19 protein-coding genes are annotated in these 25,550 nt (G+C 41.8%); 13 read left to right on the top strand and 6 right to left on the bottom strand.

Annotated features, from left to right (window positions below; translation table 11 throughout):
• Positions 1 to 4: 4 nt before the first annotated feature.
• The 3 genes from M2408_RS26370 to M2408_RS12935 all read right to left on the bottom strand — a co-directional run bounded on the left by M2408_RS26370 (position 5) and on the right by M2408_RS12935 (position 2,076).
• Positions 5 to 190 (bottom strand): LytTR family transcriptional regulator DNA-binding domain-containing protein, encoded by a 186-nt coding sequence (locus tag M2408_RS26370; protein WP_409049490.1) that lies wholly within the window; start codon positions 188 to 190, stop codon positions 5 to 7.
• A gap of 267 nt (positions 191 to 457) precedes the next feature.
• Positions 458 to 715, bottom strand: coding sequence for a hypothetical protein (locus M2408_RS12940; protein ID WP_259182410.1), 258 nt, complete (start codon positions 713 to 715; stop codon positions 458 to 460).
• A gap of 365 nt (positions 716 to 1,080) precedes the next feature.
• On the bottom strand, positions 1,081 to 2,076 hold the full coding sequence (locus M2408_RS12935) for a hypothetical protein (protein ID WP_259182408.1): 996 nt from the start codon (positions 2,074 to 2,076) through the stop codon (positions 1,081 to 1,083).
• Positions 2,077 to 2,236: 160 nt separating this feature from the next.
• Between M2408_RS12935 and M2408_RS12930 the strand changes: the two genes are divergently transcribed.
• From M2408_RS12930 to M2408_RS12890, 9 genes are all read left to right on the top strand, one after another.
• Positions 2,237 to 2,932, top strand: coding sequence for a class I SAM-dependent methyltransferase (locus M2408_RS12930; protein WP_259182406.1), 696 nt, complete (start codon positions 2,237 to 2,239; stop codon positions 2,930 to 2,932).
• A gap of 428 nt (positions 2,933 to 3,360) precedes the next feature.
• Positions 3,361 to 3,954 (top strand): RNA polymerase sigma factor, encoded by a 594-nt coding sequence (locus M2408_RS12925; RefSeq protein WP_120258617.1) that lies wholly within the window; start codon positions 3,361 to 3,363, stop codon positions 3,952 to 3,954.
• Positions 3,955 to 4,069: 115 nt separating this feature from the next.
• Positions 4,070 to 5,137, top strand: coding sequence for a FecR family protein (locus M2408_RS12920; RefSeq protein WP_259182404.1), 1,068 nt, complete (start codon positions 4,070 to 4,072; stop codon positions 5,135 to 5,137).
• A 151-nt stretch (positions 5,138 to 5,288) separates the two neighbouring features.
• Positions 5,289 to 8,801 carry a TonB-dependent receptor gene (locus M2408_RS12915; protein WP_259182402.1) on the top strand — a complete coding sequence of 1,171 codons (3,513 nt, stop codon included), beginning with the start codon at positions 5,289 to 5,291 and terminating at the stop codon, positions 8,799 to 8,801.
• A 10-nt stretch (positions 8,802 to 8,811) separates the two neighbouring features.
• On the top strand, positions 8,812 to 10,251 hold the full coding sequence (locus M2408_RS12910) for a RagB/SusD family nutrient uptake outer membrane protein (RefSeq protein WP_259182400.1): 1,440 nt from the start codon (positions 8,812 to 8,814) through the stop codon (positions 10,249 to 10,251).
• Between the two features lie 37 nt (positions 10,252 to 10,288).
• The gene (locus M2408_RS12905) at positions 10,289 to 11,368 is read left to right on the top strand and encodes a TlpA disulfide reductase family protein (RefSeq protein ID WP_259182397.1); all 1,080 of its coding nucleotides are present in this window, start codon (positions 10,289 to 10,291) and stop codon (positions 11,366 to 11,368) included.
• A gap of 1 nt (position 11,369) precedes the next feature.
• Entirely contained in the window at positions 11,370 to 12,557 is a 1,188-nt protein-coding gene (locus M2408_RS12900) for a TlpA disulfide reductase family protein (protein WP_259182394.1), read from the top strand.
• Positions 12,558 to 12,585: 28 nt separating this feature from the next.
• Positions 12,586 to 14,862: a redoxin domain-containing protein gene (locus tag M2408_RS12895; RefSeq protein ID WP_259182393.1), complete on the top strand. Its 2,277-nt coding sequence runs from the start codon at positions 12,586 to 12,588 to the stop codon at positions 14,860 to 14,862.
• 443 nt (positions 14,863 to 15,305) lie between these two features.
• A complete protein-coding gene (locus tag M2408_RS12890; RefSeq protein WP_259182390.1) occupies positions 15,306 to 17,777 on the top strand; it encodes a mechanosensitive ion channel family protein in 2,472 nt (823 codons plus the stop codon).
• 47 nt (positions 17,778 to 17,824) lie between these two features.
• Here the strand turns inward: M2408_RS12890 and M2408_RS12885 are convergent, their stop codons facing one another.
• Entirely contained in the window at positions 17,825 to 18,211 is a 387-nt protein-coding gene (locus tag M2408_RS12885) for a hypothetical protein (protein WP_259182389.1), read from the bottom strand.
• A gap of 260 nt (positions 18,212 to 18,471) precedes the next feature.
• On the opposite strand from M2408_RS12885, the gene M2408_RS12880 reads away from it, so the two are divergent.
• From M2408_RS12880 to M2408_RS12865, 4 genes are all read left to right on the top strand, one after another.
• A complete protein-coding gene (locus tag M2408_RS12880) occupies positions 18,472 to 20,829 on the top strand; it encodes an ABC transporter permease (protein WP_259182387.1) in 2,358 nt (785 codons plus the stop codon).
• A 111-nt stretch (positions 20,830 to 20,940) separates the two neighbouring features.
• Positions 20,941 to 21,537: a porin family protein gene (locus M2408_RS12875; RefSeq protein WP_259182385.1), complete on the top strand. Its 597-nt coding sequence runs from the start codon at positions 20,941 to 20,943 to the stop codon at positions 21,535 to 21,537.
• A gap of 85 nt (positions 21,538 to 21,622) precedes the next feature.
• Positions 21,623 to 22,663 (top strand): sensor histidine kinase, encoded by a 1,041-nt coding sequence (locus tag M2408_RS12870; protein ID WP_259182383.1) that lies wholly within the window; start codon positions 21,623 to 21,625, stop codon positions 22,661 to 22,663.
• 6 nt (positions 22,664 to 22,669) lie between these two features.
• Positions 22,670 to 23,398, top strand: coding sequence for a LytTR family DNA-binding domain-containing protein (locus tag M2408_RS12865; RefSeq protein WP_259182381.1), 729 nt, complete (start codon positions 22,670 to 22,672; stop codon positions 23,396 to 23,398).
• On the opposite strand, the gene M2408_RS12860 is transcribed toward M2408_RS12865, so the two are convergent.
• Together M2408_RS12860 and M2408_RS12855 are read right to left on the bottom strand one after the other, a co-directional pair.
• Positions 23,395 to 24,306 carry a DUF6268 family outer membrane beta-barrel protein gene (locus M2408_RS12860; RefSeq protein ID WP_259182380.1) on the bottom strand — a complete coding sequence of 304 codons (912 nt, stop codon included), beginning with the start codon at positions 24,304 to 24,306 and terminating at the stop codon, positions 23,395 to 23,397. The two genes, M2408_RS12865 and M2408_RS12860, sit on opposite strands and share 4 nt — an antisense overlap.
• Positions 24,307 to 24,582: 276 nt before the next feature.
• Complete coding sequence (locus M2408_RS12855) at positions 24,583 to 25,530, bottom strand: hypothetical protein (protein WP_259182377.1); 948 nt, start codon at positions 25,528 to 25,530, stop codon at positions 24,583 to 24,585.
• Positions 25,531 to 25,550: the final 20 nt, after the last annotated feature.

Below are 25,550 nucleotides of genomic sequence, written 5' to 3'. Positions count from 1 at the left end.
TATTTTAGCGGTGCCATTCTTCCCACATCGTAAAAAACGTTGTTTTGCGTGATGTACTGATTGGTATTATCGCTGTTCCAATCGTGATATGATTTCGTATCAGGGAGTCAATATGAGTATGAGAAACAATATAAGAAAGGTGTACCTGAGAGAATCTATCTGCAGGCAGTTGGCCAATGATCTCTTTCAGATTATCCCTTGATCACCATCATCTGTCGGTCTGCTCTGGCAGTCAACTGCTCGGCTTTTGTAATGATTTCAAATTTTCCTACAGCTGATTTAAAACGTTCAAATGTAATCGGTTTAAGTAAAAAACCGACGATATCGTGTTTATTGCCTGCTATGGCTTCATTACAAACAAACCTAGACTTCCCCCTAGTAGCACGTTAATTCTCTCATAAAAGAATACCGAAGTTTTCATGGCTTCGGTATTTTCGTTTTACAGGTCCGCTACGGGTTATTTTTCGTTCAGGTTTCTGGATTTCAATTCATTGTCAAGTGCTTCGTCTGATTTCCTCCAGCGAATAAAAGCCCAAGCGCCCATAACGATAAGCATAAACGTAAAAATAGTAATACCCTTATTTACGACACCATAAACAATAACACCGACACAAAATCCGACAAGTATGGCATTGATCAGTTTACTACTTTTTTGTTGCTTTTTTCTATCCAACAATTCCTGATCGGTCAATTCAGTTAGTTCCTTTTCTTTCATAGTTTTAATTTTTTGGTCAATATAGTCTGGAGCAAATATACAATCTAAAAAAATATTCACCTATTTTATCAATAAACTTACCCTACCGAAAGCGAATGCAGAATAATTAAGGAGTATAAAGTCGGCTCTCCAGCACGTTATTAGTATGGTTTAAGTATTGATTAAGAATAGATTAAATATAGATCAAGTATCACTTTAGTGGTATTATACGAAATAGACACGACTTCTTATATCTTAACTTATGAGCCCTTGAGCTTTACTATATTTTTTGCATGGCAGCTATTTACCTGTGCGAATACAGACCTTACCATTGAACAGGTTTAACGTTGTTGTGTCTTACCCTTCCTTTGGAAGACATGACAGTATTAAATCTTATCAAGCTCCAACATAAGAGCCTTAAGATCCTGTTTCATAAGCGTAATACTAGATTCCAATTGATCATACATATCTGCGCGGTTCTCCAGTTCATCCGTAGAGTACTTCCCTCCTTCACCAAAGAAGAGCGGTACGGACGACTTCTTCGGATCCAGGTTAATCTGCCCCAGATTGGTCCATTTTTCTACGATCTGCTCTCTTAAAGATTTATCTTGGCCAACAGACGGATTTTTATATTTCAGATAATACCAGACCAGGGGAGGAAAAATCGCCGAAGTTTCTACGTTATCCCACACGTCCTTTAAGGCATTTCTCTTGTGATGAAACTCAACAGACTCTTTATTAAAAATCATCATCAACCCTAGGCCTGCCTCTCCGATACCTGCCGTTATCCCAATAGTATTACTTACACCCTCGTTTTTAACCACTCCACCGGCGAGGATAGCACCAAGTGCCCCCACCACTATCGCTCCTTTGGTCAATTTGGACTCCCTGTCCCCCTGCCTGCCTTTGAGGTAATTGGCTACCTGACTTACCCTTTCTTCCTCACAGTCCATTTCCGAAGAAACGGCAGAAATCTCGATCGAAGCGGCATTTATCCGATGGTCAATATCCTGCTTGATCTCCAGGATACGGAGTCGGGCCTCCACACTGGTACTATCTCTCCGGGTCCGCAGCTGCATATACTTATCTATCAGATTCAATATCCCTATGGCATTCGCCATGTTAAGCGTGTTGTGATCAAATTTCTCCGTCAGACGTTTTGACAACTGCTGTTGGTACAGTGCCACCGGAAGTTGATCAGCGGAATAGCTATATAGGTTCCGTTGATTACAATTGCTGTTATAAAGTGCATCCCGTATACCGGGATCTTTGATGGTCCGACAAGAGATCATCAAAAACACTCCGATCATCAACATCCAACAGACCTGTTTATTGCCTACAGTCGGAACGATAAAACGCCCCCGATGAAGTACCTTGCCCATATATTTAAGTTATCTTGGTGTAAAATTAGCCTCGCTTACTTTTCCAGAACCAGACTAATCGCTGTAATCTAATTTATGAAAAAATATATTCGTCTTGACATAAATTCAACCCTTTGTTCAGGATAATATGGATAAATTTGTATGTACTAAAAGTATCGAGATGATTGAAAGAATAGCAACTTATTGGGATGGAAGAAGTGCTTCATGGCGCAAGGAACGAGATGAGGCCTGGTCGCGCCCCGAAACCGAGCGATGGCTTGATTTTTTTAAGTCTGTCGGACATCAAACAGCTGGAAACAGCGTACTCGAAGTCGGTACTGCAACGGGATATTTTGCGAATATCCTAACACTGGCCGGTTTTGAGGTGACAGCCATTGATCTTTCACCGCAGATGATTGAAGCCGCAACGCTTGTGAGCGAGGAACTAAAGCTAAATGTAAATTATAGCGTCATGGATGCGCAGTCCCTGCAATTCGAGGACAATACCTTTGATCTACTGTTCACACGTCTAATGACCTGGACTATCCCTGATCTGGAAAAATGCTACCGCGAGATGCATCGTGTGCTCAAGCCCGGAGGTAAGCTGATCAACCTGGATGCAGATTTCGGAAAAACCGTCTTTAGCACAGACAGACATGACGAATGCCCATCGGGTGCGATTGAAGAGGTGAATGCCATCAAATCGGCGCTGGAAATCAGCCAGCACGAACGTCCAGCCAAAGATATCGACATATTGCAAACAATCGGATTCGGTTCCGTTGAAGTCGACATCCACGCCCAAAACCGTATTCTAGGACTTCCCTTGACTACTGAAGGGCTTTTTATGCTCGAAGCAACAAAAAAAAAAACTATCTAATAATCGAGAGGTATTCAAGAATAAAGAACCCTCAGTTTTAAACAATTGAGGGTTCTTATTTATTTTCCAAACGGAGCTCATTAAATTTATAGCTAACGTTTCCAATCACGTTCAGCAATCGCTATGCATTAGCGATGGTATAACCAATCCATTAATACTTATTGATCAGGTTATCCCTTCAACCCGACACTGAATTTTAGGGCGTCGTAGAATGCGTTGGCGTCCCTCCTCCTTCGCGAAGCCTTAAAACAACTATTCTCGGATCTAATGACAACAGGATATAGGTTTTCAGGCTTTTTAAGCTAGTAAGTGTTGCAGAACGAAATGGTTTGGTAAATTTTGCTTCCGCCACTCGCCACCGGCCCATTTTTTAAAACATTATCGTTTTATATATCCATAATGTTACCTTTGTAGAGGACAAGACATTCATGAGTAAGGATCGCGATATACTAGAAATACAATTGTGGGAGGCGCTAAGAAGTGGAGAACAAGCTGCTTTACAGCAGTTATACATGTCCTATTACAAAGGCCTATTGAAATATGGACTGCGGTATACAGACGATCGGGATACCCTAAAGGACAGCATCAACAATACCTTTCTTTATTTCTGGGAAAAACGCGAAAGTATAGGCAACGCCAATCATGTTGGCAACTATATTTTCAAAAGTTACCAGCGACAATTAGTCAAGGACCTCAATAATACAAATAAATTTGAAAAGCTTCTCGAAAACAACGAAGACACCGATACGGTTGATGTTGAAGAGTTTCAGTTCATTATCCGACAGGAAGAAAATACACGGGTTAATGTCCTTAAAAATGCGATTCTCCAATTACCCAAACGGCAACGTGAGCTCGTTCTGCTTCGTTATTATGAGGGACTCAGTTACGATGAAATTACTCTAAGAACAAACCTGAGCAAACGTGCGGTCTACAATCAGATCCATAGCGCCATCAATACATTAAAAAAAGACACTAGTCTGCAAAATCTCAAACAGATTCTCCCCCTATTAATCTTATTTTAGTTTTTTAGAAAAAATAACAAGCAGACACACAGCTTTTTACATATTTAACTAAAAAATAACTGGTAAAAACCAAACTCGGTAGGCTCTATCTATATAAACGACTAATTTTTAGACCATGAGTGCATACCAGTCTGTTCAGGATTTTATATTGGATGAATCTTTCTTTCGCTATGCGGTAAGACAAGATCCATCGGAAATCTTGAAATGGGAAAGTTATATTAAACAACATCCCGAGCAGCAGGAACTTATACAGCATGCTAAGCAAGAATTGCTGGCTATGCAAGATGCGCTGTATTTGATTGATGCCGAGCAAAACTATGTCCGGCTAGTGCCCCATTTGGATCCCCCCGTCAAAAACATACTGTTAAAGAAAAAATGGACCTATTATGCGGCGGCGGCTATTGTCTTTCTGTGTTTGATCACTTCCCTATATGTCTTCCAATATCATTTCAACCAGTCGCAGACGAATGCTTACCTAACGCAACCTGCTGAAAAGAAAACAATTAAACTCGTCGATGGCACACTGGTCAAGTTAAACGCCGCAAGTAAATTGGAGATCGCTGATGGATTTGGTAAAACAAACCGTGCGGTCAAACTTGTTGGTGAAGCGTATATGGAAGTTGCTAAAAACAAAGCATTACCCTTTACCGTAACGACTCAGGCACTGCAAGTCCGGGTATTGGGGACAACGATCAATGTCAGAGCCTATGCCAACGAAGAACTTACTGCTGCCTCACTGATTGAGGGCAGTGCGGAGGTTATTTTGAAGAGCAGATCCCAAGCACCTATCCGTCTAAAACCAAAAGACAAAGTCGTTGCTCCACTAGCAGAAGCGCAGCCTAGTTCCAAAAACAATACAACAGGCATAGAAAAAAAATCCAATTACAAATTGGAGACCGTTACCCAGTATGATGCTGAGCAACGATTGGCCGAAACCTCTTGGGCCGACCAGAAACTTGTGTTTGTTAACGAACCGCTGTCTTCAATTGCTAAAACGTTAGAACGCTGGTATAATATTACTATTGAATTCCAAAATTCGGACATCAGTTCCCGAAAATATACAGCAGCATTCGATGACCGCGAAGAACTACAGAATGTGCTCCAAAGCCTACGGAGCAGCATCCCTTTCAACTATCGGAAGATCGGGCCACGCAGCATCAGAATTTACCTAACTAATCCATAAAATAAAACTTATGAAAGATACAGTTACCTAACCAACAGAGAAAAAAAAGGAGCATGCCAGGCATACTCCCAAAATCGTTAATTAACACAACAGGCTGTGACTGCGAATCCTAGGCGCTGTTGTCAATTGTTTACATTAACCTTGCAAACTTATGAAAAATAACGCAATTCGCGTTAAGGGAAGATATTACCCTAAACTTTTTAATACGATCATTCTCGTGAAACTGACCATCATCCTAACCCTGCTGTTCCACCTGACTGCGATAGGTAATTCTTTGGCTCAAAATGAACGTGCTACTTTACATCTCACATCGGTGAAGTTGAGCACGGTTTTAAAAGAAATTGAAAGCCAGACCAAGTATCGCTTTGTTTACGGTGACGATCTCGTCGAAGGTCTGGGTGCAGCATTTGCTGTGCACGCCCAAAATCAACCTGTCAAAGATATCCTCGATGAACTATTGACGAATACTGACCTCAGTTTTCGGATGCATCGGGAATACCTTATCATTCTTTCAAAGGAAGAAAAACAGGCACTAGCGACCCAGTCTAATATTCGAGGGCTTGTTGAGGATAGCCAAGGCCGACCATTGCCTGGTGTTACGGTGAATGTGTTAGGGGAAAACAACAACACGGTATTGACCGATCAAAACGGAATTTTTCGGATCCGAGCGTCCGTTGGACAAGTACTCCGGATTTCGTATGTCGGTCATGTTTCACAAAATATCAAACTTACGACAAAACATAGCATAGAAGGAATCAAAGTACAGCTGGAAACTGGGGTAAATACCTTGGAAGAAACCGTCGTGGTGGGATATGGTAGTGTCAAACGTAAAGATCTGACCGGATCGGTTGTCTCTGTTGACGTGAAGGAGATCAGGGATGTGCCTTTTACCAGTATTGATCAGGCCCTGACAGGTAAGGCTGCCGGTGTGCAAGTCATACAAGCTGATGGCTCGCCAGGCGGGGTTGCCAAAATACGTATTCGAGGCGGTACCTCGCTTATGGGCGGTAACGATCCCCTTTATATTATTGATGGGGTGCAAATGACCGTACAAAATCGTTATGTGAGCAATTCAGCTGAAGTGGTCAACCCGGTAGATCGCTTTGGATCTGACGATCCAAACAGCGCAGTATCTGGCTCATTCGCCCGTGGACTCAATAGTCTAGCCGGACTAAACATCAGCGACATCGAGACAATAGATGTATTAAAAGATGCGTCTGCCACAGCAATTTATGGATCTCGGGCTGCCAATGGTGTTGTCATTATTACCACCAAACGTGGAAAACGTGAACAAAAACCAACTTTGGAGGCCAATTATTATCATGGTATTAGCAAGCAACGACCAATCAACCTGCTCAATCGTGACCAATATATCATGATTATGCAAGAGGCTAATCGCAACCTCCTTGATGCCCGCAAAGCAGCAGGGGAAACACTCACGCCTGAGGAACTTGTCGATTTTGACAACAGGATCAACAATCCTAATTTTTATGGTCCTGCGAATACGGATTGGCTAAATCTGGTCACCCGGACAGGAAAATCCGACAACGCTGATCTCTCCGTTAGGGGTGGTGGTAATGCTTCGCAGTATTTTATTTCTTTAGGATATACCGGTAATCAAGGCGTTGTATTAGGCACCGACTTCCAACGTTTGTCGGGACGGATTAACCTAGACAACGAGATCACTAGTAAGCTCCGCACGCAAGCCACATTTGGTTATGGCTATACCATTAATAATATCACCAATGGTCTTTATACACAGGCACTCTTTGCCCCGCCAACTTTTGCAGCTTATAATGCGGATGGTTCCATTGCTAAATATACCGGCGAATCTATAGGAGGATATGATTATCAGGGCTATCAAAATCCACTTGTACTCCTCGACGGAATAAACAGAGCAGCCAGTCACTCTCTCCTAGGATCAGTGGCAGCCGATTATAAAATTTTACCAGAACTTATTTTTCGAAGCACTGCTTCAGTCAACTATAACAGTACGAACCAACGCAATTACGTAACCGGTGATGCCTTAATCGCCGCATCAAACGGTGTGGGGACCTCCAGTCTAGGAACGGGATCGCAGTCGCAGAATCAGTTGACAGACCTATTTTTTGAAAATACATTGACCTGGGATAAAGTTTTCAATGCGCAGCACCGATTCAATATTGTGGGTGGTACTTCTTGGCAGAAAACTCGTTCTCAACTTTTTGGTGTTACCGCACAGGGTTATCCTGATGACAAGTATTTGAACAACCTTTCATCAGCTAGCTTGGTGACAGCGGCCGTTGGGACCAGTGGACAGAACTCCCTACTAAGTTTTTATACACGTGCGCGTTATGCCTGGAAGGACCGTTATATTGTCACCTTTACAGGTCGTTCGGATGCTTCCTCCAAATTCCCAAAAGTCAACCGTACTGGATTTTTCCCTTCTGGGGGTGTGGCTTGGCGCATCTCCGACGAACCCTTTATGAAGGGTCTAAAATGGGTAGATGACCTCAAATTACGGGCAAGCACGGGTTACACAGGTACCCAAAATATTGGCGATAATATGTTCTACACCTTATACAGCCCATATGCATACGGCGGTAAAAGTGCAATGGTACCTACACAACTCGGCAATGAAGCGATCCGTTGGGAATCTACTCTGCAGAAAGACGCAGGTTTGGATATCAGCTTATTTAACTCGAAATTTGGTGCCAGTATAGAAATTTACGAAAAAGCGACTTCTGGTATTTTGTTCACCAGAGCAGTTGCGGGTAGTTCTTCCTACCGTAATGTCATTGCCAATCTGGCCAATATTCGTAACCGAGGTCTGGAAATCGCCCTACGTGGCACCTTTCTAGAAAAGAAGAACTTCTCTTGGAATGGTGCTTTTAATATCTCGTTTAACCGCTCCCTAGTAACCAATGTGAACCGCGACTTTACCAATCCAAATGACATCACAGACTATAACCTCGGGAATGCAATCGTCCGGGAAGGTGAACCGCTCGGACTGATTTATGGAAAGGTATTCACGGGTCTATTACAAACACAAGAACAAGTGGATACCTATAAGGGGAAAAATCAGTATTGGATGTATTTTGACCCTTATTTGGGAATTGGTGATCCAAGTTATAAAATTCCAGAAGGTGAATTTTTCCCTGAAAATGAAATCATTGGACATGCAGAACCTAAGTTTTACGGTGGTTACACCAATAGTATATCCTATAAAGGACTCAGTCTGACAACCTTATTTACGTTCAGCTATGGAAACGACATTTTGTACCAAGGTGATATCCAGAATAACAATGTGAGTAACAGATCAAATAAGACAACAGAAATTTTAGGTCGATGGACACCGGAGAATCCTACATCTACACGGCCAAGACTTCTTTACGGACAAAATGGAACTGCTTACACAAATAGCTCAGCAGTATATGACGGATCATTTTTACGCCTTAAATCATTGACCTTAACCTACGTCCTACCTGCGGGATTACGCAAACGGATCGGTATTCCTCAGGCCTCAGTATTCGGTTCAGCGACAAATATTCTAACATGGACAAGCTATCCTGGTGTGGATCCTGAGGTTAGCAACGACCCCTATAGCCTAGTCAACGGCGCAAGTGACCCAGGCACATTCCCCGCTGTTAAACAATTTATTCTGGGACTACGTTTTTCACTTTAATGACGAGAATATGAAAAGAAAACTCTTCCATATACTATTTGGATTAACCTTTATAACGAGCAGTATGAGTCTAACTTCCTGCGAAAGCCAACTCGGTGCCCTACCTGAAAATGCAAAAGTCGATGGCAATACTGTATTGGATGCGCCAACAGCTCGCATAGCATTGAATGGTATATACTTTCGCTTTGCGAACGTATCTCAAGACAATGGCATCACCCAATGGACCAACAATGAGCGCCTTCCCGCCCAGTTGACAGGATACATGATGTATGGATATGGTACCGGCGCTGGAGCACCAGAAGATAACCAAATGCTCAGTTCGTCCGATATCTATTGGTCCTATAGCTATGGTGTTATCAATGCCGCAAATTCGTTGATCGGTGGTATGGATAATTTACCTCAAGGTCGTATTCCAACAGCTGAACGCGAGCCTATCGAAGCTGAAGCGCGATTTCTAAGGGCCTATGGGCATTTCAAATTACTAACCTTCTATGGACAATGGTTTGATCACTCCAGTCCTTATGGTGTATTATTACGCTATGAGGCTGTCACAATCGGCAATATCCCAAAGGCTCGCTCCTCAGTCGCAGAAAGTTATACCTCCATCCTACAAGATTTGGATTACGCCATTTTGCACTGTCCCGCTCAGCATGAAAAATATTATGCCACCTTGTGGGCGGCAAGAGCTTTGAAGGCCCGCGTACTGATGTGTCGTGGCCAGGCAGGTGATTATGCTGAAGTCATCAAACTAACCGAAGCGATCATCAACAATAGTCCTTACCGACTTGAGCCACTGGCAAAAGATATCTTCCGCACCAAAGGAGCCAGTAGCCCAGAAGTCATCCTCAGTATAGCTCCGCAGCCCAACCAACCTGCCTATGCCTACAGTCGTAGCCGACAGTTTTATCCTGGTGCATCAGCCCTATACTGTGCGACGCAAGGTCTACGTGATCTCCTGACAGCTGATCCAAGACAGGATTGGATGGTCGGTAGTTTCCGTAAAAACTACGCCAACTATTTTTTCACAAAGTATATTGCTGAGGGTACAGTCCCAACAGTCGTTTCGGAAACGTATTATGCGATCCGCCTGACAGAAGTACATTTATTGAAAGCTGAGGCTTTGCTGCGCAATAATGGATCTATCACTGAGGCCAAAGCGATCCTCAAAGAAATAGGTACACACAATGGCTTATCCGACTTTTCCAAACTTGATGCACTGACGAGTCGTGAAGATATACTCAAGTACAACTACCAGGAAACGTCCAAAAGCCTTGTAGCAGAAGATGGACAGGAATGGTTATGTCTGTTACGTTTGCCATTAGCTACCGTGACGTCCATCCGTCCTAAATTAACCAATATCCAGCAATATATATTGCCAGTACCAAAAAGTGAATTTGCAGATAATTCCAAATTTGGCGAACAAAACCCGGGTTATAATATTGATCTGTAAGATAAAAGACTTTGATAAAAATTTAAAAGATAACAATATGAACTGCAAAAACTATATACTTAGTGCTTTACTGCTCACAACAACACTAGGTGCCCTGGCACAAAAGACAAAAGTTTCTGGTCTGATCAAAGGTATTGGCGACGCTCAAGTGGCTATTGGTTACCTAAAAGATGGCAAGATGAAAACAGATACTGTTAAGATTCAGAAAGATAAATTTGTTTGGGAAGCAGATATGCCCGAACCCCAAAAGGTCTATCTGATGTTCCCATCGCGTTACGCCGAACTTTTCCTCGAAGCAGGCAATATCAGCATAACCGGCCAGGCCGATTCATTACATTTATTAAAAGCCAAGGGTAGTAAAATACAGGCGGAGGCCGAACGTTACCAAGCGACCTTAAAAGACTTGGAACAACAATCCAATCCACTTTATCAGCAATGGGGAAAAGGTACAGAAGAAGAGCAATTAAAACTCGAACAACAACTGAATGCAATCAGTACCGAACGTCGTGCCCGAGCAGTAGCCTATATCACCGTCCATCCCAAGAGTGCCTTTAGCCTGAGCCTGGTCTCTGACCGATCGGCTATGGGAAGCTATGAAGAGGTGAAACCTCTTTACGATGTACTCGACAAAACCGTACTTGCTATGGCGACAGGTAAACAGCTTACCGAACGTATGGAAGTGCTCAGACGCAGTGCTTTAGGAGCGACAATTTTGGATTTCACACAAAATGATCCCGAAGGCAGACCGATCAGTTTCAGCAGCTTCAAAGGAAAATATGTATTGATCGACTTTTGGGCAAGTTGGTGTGGCCCCTGCCGTGCCGAAAACCCCAATGTCCTTAAAGCTTATAACAAATACAAGGACAATAATTTTACTGTTATTGGGATTTCTTTGGATGACAACGCCGAAAAATGGAAAAAAGCCATCAAAGATGATGGCATGCCCTGGTCGCAAGTATCTTCATTAAAAGGCTTCGAAAATGAAGTATCCACCTATTATGGTATTCAGGGCATACCAAGTTCGCTACTGGTAGATCCCAATGGAAAAATAATTGCTCGCAACCTACGTGGCGCATCCCTACAACAAAAGCTGAACGATATTTTTAAAACACAATAAGATGAAATATACCTTACTATCCATTGTAACCCTGCTACTTATGCAGGGTTGCAAAAATTCACAAACGGACGGAAAATATACATTACATGGACAAATCAAAGGTATTACCTCAGGGACAGTCAAATTACAACGTCTCGATGATGCCACCAGACAGTCAATTACGATAGATAGTACAGTGCTACAAAACGGCAAATTCCAGCTGACAGGTCCCATTGATCAGCCAGAGATGATGTCTATCAAGATCGAACCCGGCAACTGGTCGACCACCCTGTTTATCGAATCGGGTGAACTTCAATTCCAGGCAGATACGAGTGGATCCACCCATTATGATTATACCGCTTATGGTGATAGCAAAGGCGCCATCTTACGCAATGTCAGTTTAATCGGTTCCGAAAACCAGGACATATTTGATGCGTTTGAAAAGCATCCCAAAAGCCTTGCTGCCAAAAAGATGTTTGAACAGCTCAACAAGAAATACGAGGCCGCAGGCAAATCTGAAGAAAAAGAAGCCATCCGTGCAGAAATGGAAGCTTTTGGAGATAAACACAAAATCTGGGAACTTCACTGGATTGATAGCATCACTCAACAGCACCCATCACTCGTAGCCGGAGCCTACCTCTTGGAGCGCTATCAGCTCTTTAATGAATCCATGCCGGTTGCGGAACTCGACAAACGTCTTCAAGTGTTTCAGTCTCCCGCAAAAGAATCCAATTACATCAAAAATCTTCAAGGCAAAGTGGCCGTTAAAAAAGCGCTGTTGCCTGGTAATCAAGCTCCAGATTTCAAAGCGCTAAAACGTGACAGTAGCGACTTCCAGCTTTCCTCACTACGTGGTAAGTATGTCCTTCTCGATTTCTGGGCCAGCTGGTGCGTACCTTGTCGCCAAGCCATCCCTCATTGGAAGGAAGCCTACAAAACATACAATGACAAGGGCTTAGAAATCGTTGGCGTCACCAATGACAGTCGCTGGCCAGACTGGTTCAAAGCACTCGATCAGGAAAAAATGCCCTGGATCCAAGTAGCCGATGATTTCCCTATCAAAAATAGTCCGGCGAGGATCGCAACCCTATACGACATTCCGAGCTTACCGACGTATGTTTTATTGGACAAAGAAGGGAAAATTATTATACATACCACATCTAAAGAAGAAATGGATGCCCAATTAAAAGCAGCATTCAATACCTTATAGCTCATACAAGCATATAGACCACAGCAACATGAAAAAGAGCACATTATCATTCCTGTTTTTAGCCCTGGCCAGTCAGGCTTTTGCGCAAAAAACAAACACCGTACTGACAGGCAAGTTAGACAATCTGCCTAAAGACCAATGGATTTATCTTTCTGGATTCGTAAACGGGCAGAAGGACTCAGTCCAACAGACTGAAAAAGGCTTTCGGTTTGATCTGGATATCCCTGAAGGTGAAGGCGATTTTTACATTTTTCAGGTAGGCAAAATGAAAGCTTCGGGAGAGATGAACGGCGCCTTTATATACTTAGAAAAAGGCAAGCTTAATATCAGCAGCAAAACCCCAATGCTCAAAGATGCGAAATATAGTGGTGGCAAACTCGCAGATTATTACAACCTGTTCCAGCAACGCTCCAAAGTTACTGGGTTAGATGCTTTATATGATCAGTTTGGTGAAGCCCGCAAGAACAAGGACCAAGATCAAATCGCTACATTGCGGAAAGAGATAGACAACAAAAATGCTGAACAAGCCACGCTGGACAAGAGCTTTGTACTAAAACATAAAAACAGTCCCGCAATCGTATATCCGATGTTCTTTACTTTGCGCAATGGTGACGATCTTGCTTCACTGGATGAGCTGTTACAACAGGCTAGTCCACAAGCAAAAAATAATGTCCCAATCAAAGCTATCGAACATAGCATCAAAACCGATAAACTGACTGGTATCGGCCGCACAGCACTGCCTTTCACACAAGCAGATACCTTAGGAAACAAAGTTTCTCTAGCTGATTTCCAGGGTAAATATGTCCTAGTTGATTTCTGGGCCAGCTGGTGTGTCCCCTGCCGCATGGAAAATCCAAATGTAGTCAGTGCCTTCCAGCAATACAAAAACAAAAACTTCACCGTATTGGGTATTTCATTCGACTACCCTGGACAGCAAAAACGTTGGTTGGATGCAATTCATAGTGATCATCTAAACTGGCCCCAACTTTCTGACCTCAAAGGCTGGAAAAATGAAGTCGGCGTGCTTTATGATATCAAATCCATCCCCTCCAACCTTCTGATTGATCCCAATGGTGTAATCATCGCCAAAAATCTTCGCGGAGAGCATTTGGACAAGAAACTAGCAGAGCTCCTTGGCACGCCCGTCATGGATAAAAATACCCTCGTCATTAAGGGAGAAATCGAAAATCCGGCAAAAGCATCCTGGTTCAATATACGTTATACCGATGCTGCAGGGAAGAAAGTCGCTGACAGTACCCAGATTTTCAATGGTGTATTCAGTTACCTCGGCAAAGTGCAAGCCCCTACACAAGCCACAGGCTATTTCAGCGATGGAAAAAGCGGCGCACCTCAGTCCTACGAACAATACCTACAGTTTTATATTGAACCAGGTATTCTACAGATCAGTGGTGATGCTAGTTCTCCCCAGGAGATAGTCCTATCTGGTTTAAAAACTCAGGATGAATTCAACACCTATAACAACTTGATTAAGTCCGAAATTGCTACCTTAAAACCACTCAACGAGTCGTACAATAACAAAAACAATGAATACATCGCCTTGAAAAAACAAGGAGCTTCCGAGGAAGCTCTCAATGCTAAACTTGATGAACTTGAAAAAATCAAAGAAGACATGTCCCCTATGCAGCAAGCAATACGCGACAAACAGTTCTCCTATATCAAGAAGCATCCTAATTCAGCTGTTTCCGCTGCACAACTTCGCTTTTTCGTTAGCAGTGTAGACCTAGCAGAACTTCAAAGCATTTACGACCAGATGGGACCCGAGATCAGAAACTCAGTCAATGGTCAGGAACTGGCGGAAGAAATTACGAAGTTGAAATCAGGTTCACCGGGAAGTACAGCCACAGATTTCTCAGGAATGGACATCAACGGTAAGCCACTTAAACTATCCGAATACCGTGGCAAATACGTAATACTGGATTTTTGGGCGAGCTGGTGTGTACCCTGTCGTAAGGGTAACCCGCACCTCTTACAACTCTACAGTAAATACAAAAAGAAGGGTTTTGAAATTATCGGTATTTCAGATGATGATTCCAATCCTAAAGCGTGGAAAAAAGCGGTCGATCAAGACAGAATTGGTGTATGGAAGCACGTCTTACGTGGCTTAAAGGCAACCCCTCAAGGTGATTTTGATAAATCAGAAGACCGTTCAGAAGCCTATGGCATACATACCTTGCCGACCAAGATCCTCATTGATCCGAATGGCGTTATCGTTGGCCGTTACGGTGGCGGTGGTGGTAGTGATGACGACCTAGACGCTAAACTGAAGAGTGTTTTTAAATTTTAAGAAAAAGAGTCGTATCGGATAGTTGAGGTTTGATACGGCTCTTTTTTTAGCTTAAATTTCCAAAACACAATTAATATCCATCGTATAAAATAACAATATCAAGATCTCATTCTCATGGATTCGGTAATTTAGGACAGTTTTAGTATTTCCAATCTGCATATAAATAGGCTAACTATCACTTCTCGAATGCGTGTTCTACACGAGTCAAATATAGTAATATATCATTTTTGATATCATTCCCACGGTCACTTTCGCCACCGCGAGTATGCTGTTCGTCAAATGAACAGAAAAGCAAATCCGTTGGATGGTTTTACCATATCTTAAAGCCCAAAACCATCGTGACCAGAATTATTAATGATCTAGTCTGTTTCCCACTCAATGATTGTTATTAAATCTCCTGCTTTTTTATTATTTTTACCCCTATCGAAACCCAATTTACTAGTATGAAAAGAAGGTATGCATTCTTATACATTTCGTTGATTATTTTGTGCTGCCTTAGGCCATTGCCAAAATCCATTGCCGCTACAGCACAAAGCGTAGCTGTACCCACCGATTCAGTAAAAGACAATTATGTATCCCGAATGCAGGACTTTTTCAGCAAGTCAGCCAAACAAAGTGTCATCGACTTCGAACAGGATCGTGCATCAGTAAGGCGAAATCAGGTTTTCGAACAGATAAAAACAATATCAAGACATGCCGGATCTTTTCTAAAAAAAGGATTTGATACCGCAGCAGTCCGCACGGAATTAAAGGAAATTATTCGTTGGCATCAGCTGTCAAAAGATGGCGTATTCAATAACCAGGGATCCGCCCATTCTTCCAGAAATTTAACAACCACTTTTAATATTCTAAATACCCTCACAACCGAAGTATCAACCTATAAAAAACGAGTAGACAATTATCAGGACCAATTGATCAACTACCGTTTACAAATAGACTCTCTCACGATGGATAAATCCCTCTTTGTCGTTTCGGAAGATTCCGTACAACTGAGTCAATACCTAGGCAGGTTACATGTTTTATCAAAAGAGATATCACCAGTGAGCAAGCAGCTTACAAAAAACATCGGTATTATCCAGACACTCCAGAATGAACTGAACCTCGAACTGATGGCTTTGGAAAATGATACGGAGGAAATACGCTATTATCAACAACAGATTGCCGAAAAAACCTTCGACAAAGAGTTTGCTCCACTCTGGGAAGAAAGCGTCTACAACAGGCCGATACAAGAGATACTCCATTTGTCTGTCATCAAGGCGAAGCTGGCACTCACCTACTATTTAAAGGGCAACTGGGCAAGGCTTCTATTTTTAATTGCTGCAGTAATATTGGTTGTTTATTACCTATTTTCATTGAAAAATAGTTTAAAAAATCAGGGACAGATGCAAGCGGAATCAGCCATGCTCTTAGCCCAGCCTCTCATTTCGGGAACGGTCATTGCGTTGAGTATCGTACAGTTTCTATTTGTCAATCCACCTTTTGTATTTTCAACAATCTTAATCATTACCCAGGCCATACTCATTAGTGTAATACTTCGCAAACATATTTCCAATTACTGGATGACAATCTGGCTCAGCTTATTGGGTTTATACATTTTAGCCGTTCTGGATAATATGGTTCTGCAAGCCTCACGATCAGAACGGTGGTGTATGATACTTATTGCATCATCGACCTTTTTGCTCGGTTTGTTTTCGTTAATAAACAGATCCCGTCATGCGGAACTACGGGAACGCTGGATCCTGTTTCCGATCGGATTGATGACAGTAATGGAACTATTATCACTTGGGCTTAACCTTGCAGGCAGTTTTAATATTGCCAAAGTACTACTGATTGCGGGCCTATTGAATGTAGTTGTGACAATTATCTTTCTATGGGTCTTACGCCTGGTTAATGAGGGACTTACTTATGCCTCCTCGATCTATAAAAAACAAGAAAGAAAGCTCTTTTATATCAACTACGACCGTGTTGGCAAACGGGCACCTTCATTTTTCTATCTGATCCTTATTTTAGGCTGGTTTGTACTATTTGGGCGCAATTTTTACGAATTCAGGTTGCTGTCAGAACCTATACACGATTTCTTCTACAACTCGCACAAGTTGGGCAGCTACAGTTTCACAGTCATCAATATTGTGGTCTTTGTCCTGATCATGGCCTGTGCAACTATACTTTCCAAGATTGTCTCTTTTTTTGCTTCCGGTCCACAGCCCCACCACAACGAAAGTGACGGATCACAATTTCATCTTGGAAGCTGGTTGCTGCTGATTCGGATTACAATTATTTTCATCGGCTTTTTTCTTGCTTTTGCTGCCGCAGGTATTCCTATTCAGCAGATCACCTTGATCATTGGGGCATTGGGTGTAGGTATAGGTTTTGGTCTACAGACACTTGTCAATAATCTAGTCAGTGGTTTAATTATCGCCTTTGAAAAACCCGTCAATGTAGATGATATAATAGAGGTCGGTGGGCAATCCGGTCGTGTCAAATCGATCGGATTTCGGAGTAGTGTTATCACGACCACAGAGGGGGCAAACCTAATTATACCCAATGGTGACCTACTTGGTTCACGTGTCATCAACTGGAGCCAGGGAACAGCCCGTAAACGCCTGAGTAGCCATATCGAAGTCAAATATGGGACCGATCTAGAAAAAGTAAAAAGTTTGCTCTTAGCCATTACGGAAAAGAATGAGCAGATTCTTAGCGTCCCAACACCTATTGTACAATTCGCCTCTGTCTCCGCCCAGTCTGTCGCACTAGACCTCTTTTTCTGGGTCAAGGCGAACAAAGATACTGGTCAGATCAAAAGTGATGTCATGGTAACCATCAACAATATATTTCGACAAGAAAATATTGTACTGGCTTTACCAGCCCAAGAGCTGATCGTAAACAGGCAACAGCCAAATGATCAGATTGATTAATTTCAATAGGCGATGTATATGTACACTCTGGTCAATCCATACTCGGTCTACTTACAGTTCGGTATAGCTGTCAATACATCTAAAGACATATCCATGGCCTTTTTGGTCCATTTTTTCAAACTGTCTAAGTCCGCTGATTTTAGGGCTTTATTACCAAATGTCACAGCATTCAACGCATAGTTTTTGGCATTAAGACAGTTACAGCCGGGGATTATCGTATAGGCAGAAGCTTCTTTTGCCTTTCCCAACGCTTCCTTCAGTAAAGACTTCGCATCATCCAGAGAGTCTGCTTTATAGGCCTTTTTAAAACTTATAAAAGCCATTTCAGCATAGGTGGACGCCATACCACAGCCATTAACCTTTTTGCTTTCTTGCGCCATGACCGAAAATGTCAAACCAAGCAAGATGACCATAAAAAAACACCTTTTTTTCATAAATAGACTATTTTTATAGCTAAAAAATTTATTACCAACAATCTAACTTAAAAATACGTTTTACATGTCAACTTTAAACATTAAAATTTAACATATGTTGTTCTTTTCCCAGTATAAAATTGTCCGCTTCCGTACAAAAAACGTCCGACATCGAACAGTTCCGAATCTTAAATAAAAAAACAAAACACTACATATCAATAAATTAAACAATTGGCAAACGAATTGGTGGAAATAACTTAAACTGATTTAAACTGATCAATATGCTTAAAAGTTATCTCAAAATAGCCTTTCGTAATCTTCAGAAGAATAAAGGGTTTACAGTAATCAATATTGTGGGCTTAGCTATCGGAATGGCGGCAGCAATCTTGATCATGCTTTGGGTAAAAAGTGAATTTAGCTATGATAGGTTTTATTCAAAAACTGATCAGATATATGCTGTAGGAATAAAAGATGTTTGGGGCGGTGAGACCGTAAAACATTTTTATACCCCAAAACCCATGGCCGCTGCCTTAAAAACTGATTTTCCGGAAATAAACAATGTAGCCAGGGTCAATAAGGGGACCGGTTTTTTATTAACACGAGGAGAAATTAAACTATCAAAAGAACAGGGTGTTTTTGTTGACAGTACTTTCCTGAAAATATTTGACTATAAAGTCCTAGCTGGAAATCCGGTTGAAGCACTAAAAAAACCTAATCAGATTGTTCTGACCAAATCATTCGCAGATCGATTATTTGGTCAGAACAACCCGCTGAACCAAACAATCAAATTGGACAGTACACAGATTTCCACCGTATCCGCAATCATTGAAGACATTCCCGACAATTCCTTTATGAAGGGAACGACTTATCTTGTTCCATGGACATTGATGGAGAAAATAGGGTATTCAGATGATTACTGGGGAAATAATTCCATTCAAACCTATATTGAATTGGCTCAAAATGTTAACATTGATCAATTTCAGAAAAATATAAAAGGTTTCTTACAAAAACATACAGAAAATAAAGCCGAGAATTTTATTGAGCCTATTTCGGATAAATGGCTTTACAGCAGCTACACCGACATGGGTAAGCCGACATCTGGTAGAATCGTAATGGTACGATCCTTTATCGCTATTGCCTGCTTTATATTGATAATCGCCTGTATAAATTTCATGAATTTAAGTACAGCACAAAGTGAAAAAAGGGCGAAAGAAGTTGGCGTAAGAAAAGTAGTGGGTGCAAATAAAGGCCTATTGATTTATCAGTTCTTAATCGAATCCATTCTCATTGCCTTTATCGCAGGTATATTGGCACTGCTAATAACGATACTGGTTCTGCCCTACTTTGGTCATTTAATTTCAAGAACATTGGCTATGCCCTATACGGATATCCCTTTTTGGTCTGTTTTTATAGTTTTTGTCCTCTTTACAGGCATTCTTTCAGGGAGTTATCCAGCCTTCTATCTATCCTCTTTTATACCGGTAAAAGTATTAAAAGGTAAATTGTTACACGCCCAACGGAATTTCAATCCCAGGAAAGTACTGGTCATTGTTCAATTTTGTATTGCTATTATCCTCATTGTTACAACAATAGCTATTCAGAAACAAATAAAACATGCCCAAAATAGAGAAATTGGCTATAATAAAGATAGATTGATCAATATTATAGATCAGGGAAAGATTGGTAAAAACAAATTACTGATAAAAAATGCGCTAATCTCCTCTGGTATTGCTTCAAATGTTTCACGAACTTCAGCCCCCTTAACAGAAAACTGGAGCAGCAACTCCATGAACTGGGATGGTAAACCAAAAGATAACAACACCATGTTTACACGGTTTGGAGTAGACGATAATTTAGTCAATACTGCTGGATTGAAATTGGTCGCCGGGCGAGACTTTGATCTGACGACATTCCCTACGGATTCTTCCGCCATGATAATTAACGAATCGGCTGCTAAGGTATTTAATTTTGATGATCCGATCGGAAAGACAATAGTTGATGGAAGGGATTGGCATATCATTGGCGTCATCAAAGATTTTGTTCAAGAATCACCATTTAATCCCATAACACCGTTGGTTATCCAAGGAGCTATTGCAGGTACTACAATAACCAATATTCGATTAAGTGATCATATTGAAACACAAGATGCATTGGCTGGAATTGAGAAAATATTTAAGGAATATAACCCGGAATACCCCTTTGAGTACGCTTTTGTTGATGCGAATTATGCAGAAAAATTTAAAGATTTCAATCAATTAGGTAAACTTTCCAGTCTTTTTGCACTACTGACAATTTTTATCTCATGCCTGGGATTATACGGTTTGACAGCCTATATGGCGGAGACCAGAACCAAAGAGATCGGCGTCCGGAAAGTCCTTGGAGCATCTATCATTTCGATCACAAAGATGCTTTCGAGAGAATTTCTTATCATGGTGCTGCTATCATGCCTTATTGCATTCCCGATCGCCTATTACATTTCCGATGACATGCTCAGTTCTTATACCTATCGCATTCAGATTACCTGGGATATTTTTCTGATCGCAGGATCAGGTGCCTTCGTGCTCACCCTCTTAACTGTCAGCTATCAATCGATCAAAGCTGCCATGGTCAATCCAGTGAAGAGCCTGAAGGACGAATAGTAGGGTTGACATCACCTTTTTTACTTTCGTCACCGCGAGTATACCGTTCGTCAAAGACTTTTCTGTATCACCGCTGACCTTTGTTTTTTTGTACATATCAAAACAATAAAAATGAACAGAAAAGCAATTTTATCATGCGTTGTACTCTTCGCGATGATGTTAAGTAAAATGGTATTTGCCCAAGAGCAACCTCTTATTCAGATTGGTATCAAAGGTGGTAGCAGTATCAACAAGCTCAACACAGAGCTTGCAGACCTGGACGACAAATATGCAATAGGTCTCCATGTCGGTGGTATGGCACGTGTCAACCTCGGAAGAGCATACATTCAGGGCGAGGCACTTTTCAGCAAACGTAAAGCAGCGCTCAAACCACAGGGACAGACTGAATCCAAACTCAAATGGAATGCGATCGATATTCCCGTGATGGTCGGTTATAAAATCTACCAGCAGCAAGATATGAACTTTCGTCTATTTGCCGGTGCAGTATATAATTATACCCTGAATGACAATCTATCTCCCTTGAAGGCCATCAAAGAGGGCGTCAAACATTTCGATAAGTCCAATGTACAGTTTACAGGCGGTCTTGGTGTCGATATCCAAAAATTCAGTATCGATGTCCGCTACGAGCGTGGTTTTTCGGACTTATCTAAATCTTTTAAATCCAAGCCACAGGCATTTTCCATTGGCGTAGGTTACTTCATATTCTAATACAACCCTTAACGCTAAAACCTTTGAAGGCAATCCTATATCCGCCTTCAAAGGTTTTTGTTATATATTTGACTATTTTTGTCCCATGTTTCTCAAAAAAAACTATCTCCATCGGCACCTGTTTCTCACGCTCTTCTGGCTTGTCCTCTGGTTTGCCGTATGGATACAAGTGAAGCAGGATATGGACGCCATCAGTGCGCTGATCCATAGCTCATCGGTCATGATCTGTTCCATCAGCATCTCGCAACTCCTAAGTGACAGCATCTTACCAAAAGCCATTAAGACACAGAAAATGAAACCCTTTGTTTTCAAAGCTATCTTTTTCGTCCTTATTTTGGCTCTTCTGATCGGTGCAGTAGATGCGTACTTTATTATCCATAGCCAAGTACTATCGGAGGAAGATCGGGCCACACTTTTGTTTGTACAGAGCTATAAGGCTATCCCCTCATCCGTACTGATCAATGGTACGGCCTGTGGTATCCGATTTTATCAGGAACATGCCAATATTCAGCGGGACCATAGTCAGTTGCAGCAGAACTTTCTGGAAAGCCAGCTCAAAATTTTACAGGATCAGGTCAATCCACACTTTATGTTCAATGTATTGAACCATATTCATATCCTAATGAAAAAGAATGTGGATATGGCCGATTTTTTACTATTAAAATTCTCAGATATCCTACGCTACCAGCTCTATGAATGCAACCAATCATTTGTACTGCTGAGCCGTGAGCTACAATATTTACAAAATTTTATCACGATTGAACAGATGCGCTGGGGAGACGAGCTGGAGGTTGACTGCAGCTGGTCACAGACAACAGAAGATCTGCATATTGCACCGCTGATGCTCATCTGTTTTGTGGAAAATGCCTTCAAACATGTGGATCGACTTCCGAATCAAAAAGGAAAAATCAGCGTCAACTGCTCTGAAAAAGACGGTTATTTCCAATTTCATATCAGAAATAGCTATCAGCCCTATCCCCTGCAGACATCAACAAGACACTCAGGTATTGGGCTGGAAAATGTCAAAAAGAGGCTGGAGCTGCAGTATGAAAATCAGTACAGCTTAACCATTGACAAGCGAGACGACAGTTTTTGCGTCGACCTGACAATCAATCTTAACTGCTAAACGACTATGGAACAAACAAAGATGAAATGTATCATCGTGGACGATGAACCCCTGCTACGGCAGCATATTGCTGAGATGACCGAACAGGTTGATTTTCTCGAACTCGTCGCAACTTTTCCTTCGGCCCTAGCGGCAGCCTCCAGATTACAACAAGGCGATATTGACCTTATTTTTTTGGATATCAATATGCCTTATCTCAATGGTATTGATTTTTTGGAATCACTCGAAAATCCTCCCCTATGTATATTCATTACAGCCTATTCAGAGTATGCCCTGGAAGGATTCCGTCTTCAGGCGGTGGATTATCTCCTGAAGCCTATTGTGTTCCAGCGTTTTTTTCAGGCAGCAACAAAAGCATTTCAGCAATTTGTACAACGCAATAAATCGACACAGGAACCTGTTGCCAATGATACCATGCTTTTTGTCCGGCAGGGTGATGCCTTCGTCAAAATATCCTGGACAGACATTCTCTATGCCGAAAGTATGCAGAATTACACCAAACTCCATTTTAAAGAACGGATGCTCACTATCCATCAGACCATGCTTGCACTGGAAGAAGCTTTACCGGGTAGCCATTTTTTCCGTATCCATAAATCCTATTTGGTCAATGTCAATCATATCGATATCATCTCGGGTGGAAGAGTATACATTAGGGAACAGGAATTACCCATCTCCCGTACAAAAAGAGAAGAGCTTCTCCAAAACGTGGTTTTTAAGAAGCTCCTGAGTCGTTAATAGGGCATATTCCATTTAAATCCTACCGAAGTATAGAAGGTCGGTGAAAAACGGGGATCAGCCTGCTTCTTATCCTTGAAGAAACTCTTTAACGACCGATCGTTTTCAACATACATCCGGGCTAATGTGCTTCCCCCCGTTAGCTGCAATTTAAGATTCTTACCGAGGTTGAATTGCGGTTGAAGACCTGCGGTTAACAACATAAATCCACCAAGTGTGGACTTCCCGTTCTTTTCCCGTTCAGCCGTCATACCATCCAGGTTGACTACCGCACGAAGATCCATGAACTTGTTGACCTGATAAGCCGCTGCAAGCCCCTGTGGGAAATTCACATTGAACTTGACCTTGCCATTGGTCTTCCAGTCAAAATACAGTCCCGGCAGAATCATCGGTACACCAAAGCTATTGCTCAATACTGGCCCGAAGCCGAAGGCAAGATTCGGCTTAAACCGTTTGATAAAAAGAACTCCCCCCTGTCCCAGGACATCCTTGCCATTGACTTTGACCAGATCCGAATAAATACCGACCGAGGCAAAAGATAGGAGGGACCAGTTTTTCTTTAAAGAAGTCAAGTATTGCAGTCCGACTTCTGCATTCAACATTTCAGTCGGAAAAAGCTGTTGTTCATAATCGCGGTTTTGCATCTTTGCGTAGGCAGCTCCCATTTTCCATGACCAGCGTTTGATATTACCCAAAGAATCCACTTTGGTCGACAAAGGTATTTCAAGATTGAATTGTATCCTTTTGAAATCACTTTTAGAGCCGGTCTTTACACTATCTTCTGGTCGGATATAGTTTGACAGCGGAACATAATCGACAATAACCTGTCCGGATACTGCATTTTGGGCATGTGCTGTCAGCGTCGCTAAGCTGCTGAACAAGATGGCACATAAAACTTGTTTCTTCATGTTTTTTCTGCAAAGGAAGCCCTTGGCTACAAGAAGCAGTAAACATTTTGACGTATCGCTTCTTTCCATTGACCAAATGCAAAGCTATAGCGATCTCAAAAAACACAAAAAACCTTTTTCGGATCATAAAAAGGTTTTTCACGGATTGTAAATAATTCTATTTTCTTCTTTATCAAATTAATAATTTGTGATCAATGGTCTATTGGTACTATCCATCCAGATTTAGAATTGACAACCATCCATTTTAGAGGATGAACTGTTATCTCCTCTTACACATTAGCAAGGAGACCACCAATGTATAGATTGCGCTTTACCATCTTTAAAGTACATTCTGATATGACCATCCACGATCCCTTCATTGTCCTCCCGCAATCTGATTACCCACAATTTTCCCACTTTATCCATCCCCTGTCGTTCACTGACAGCTGTAGGGAAAAGCTGTTGCATATCTTCTATCGTCGTATTCGCATCTATCCGGATCCCATTGTAGCTGATAAAATTTCCATTCAAAAACCAGAACTCTTCTACTGCGACACTATCGCCACTGGTTTCAAAGCGTGAACCATTTTTGTATAGGTATTTATCATCTGGAGCTTCGGTATCAAAAATAGTGACACAGGGAGCTTCATCTTTTAGCAGTTGAATACTATCAGGACGACCGAAAACTTTTTCAAATTCACCTCGGGTAAAAAACCTATCCAGCTTACCGTTAAACTTGATATCCTTGTCCAACATCACATCTCTTAATGCATACCCACTGCCCGCCTTGGCAATCACTGCTGCAGAACGGCATAACGAGGAAAGATCATGTTCTTGCACAATCCGCTTATCATACCGCAAGGATAGCGGATTATCGGGGTCGTTTGTTATATCCAAAAGTTGTCCGGTTTTCTGATAAAATTCCAACCAGCCCACGGCACGTTCTACCAGTCTTTTTTCTGAAGGAGTTTCCGAAATATCATTAATGACATACAACTTGATCGTCAGCTTTTCAGGGTCTAGGTAAGCTACTGCAGCCTGAACAAGCGTATCACCAAATTGACTCAATGCGACTGCATTGCTTGACTTCACCAATTGCGTTACAACTTGTTCGCAAGAAACAGTATTTTTTTTTGGAACTATATTTTTCGCATCAACAGTATCAGTTTTCTGCTGTGCCTTGTTGGTAGACTGTCCCTGACATGAGAAAAGGACTAGTGCGAAAAAGACAACGATTCTTGACATATCATTTTTTAGTTTTGGAC

The organism is Sphingobacterium sp. BIGb0165, from assembly GCF_024810095.1.
Classification (GTDB): Bacteria; Bacteroidota; Bacteroidia; order Sphingobacteriales; family Sphingobacteriaceae; genus Sphingobacterium; species Sphingobacterium detergens.
The sequence above is the reverse complement of the archived record's forward strand: the minus strand, read 5'-3'. Positions and strand labels throughout refer to the sequence as shown.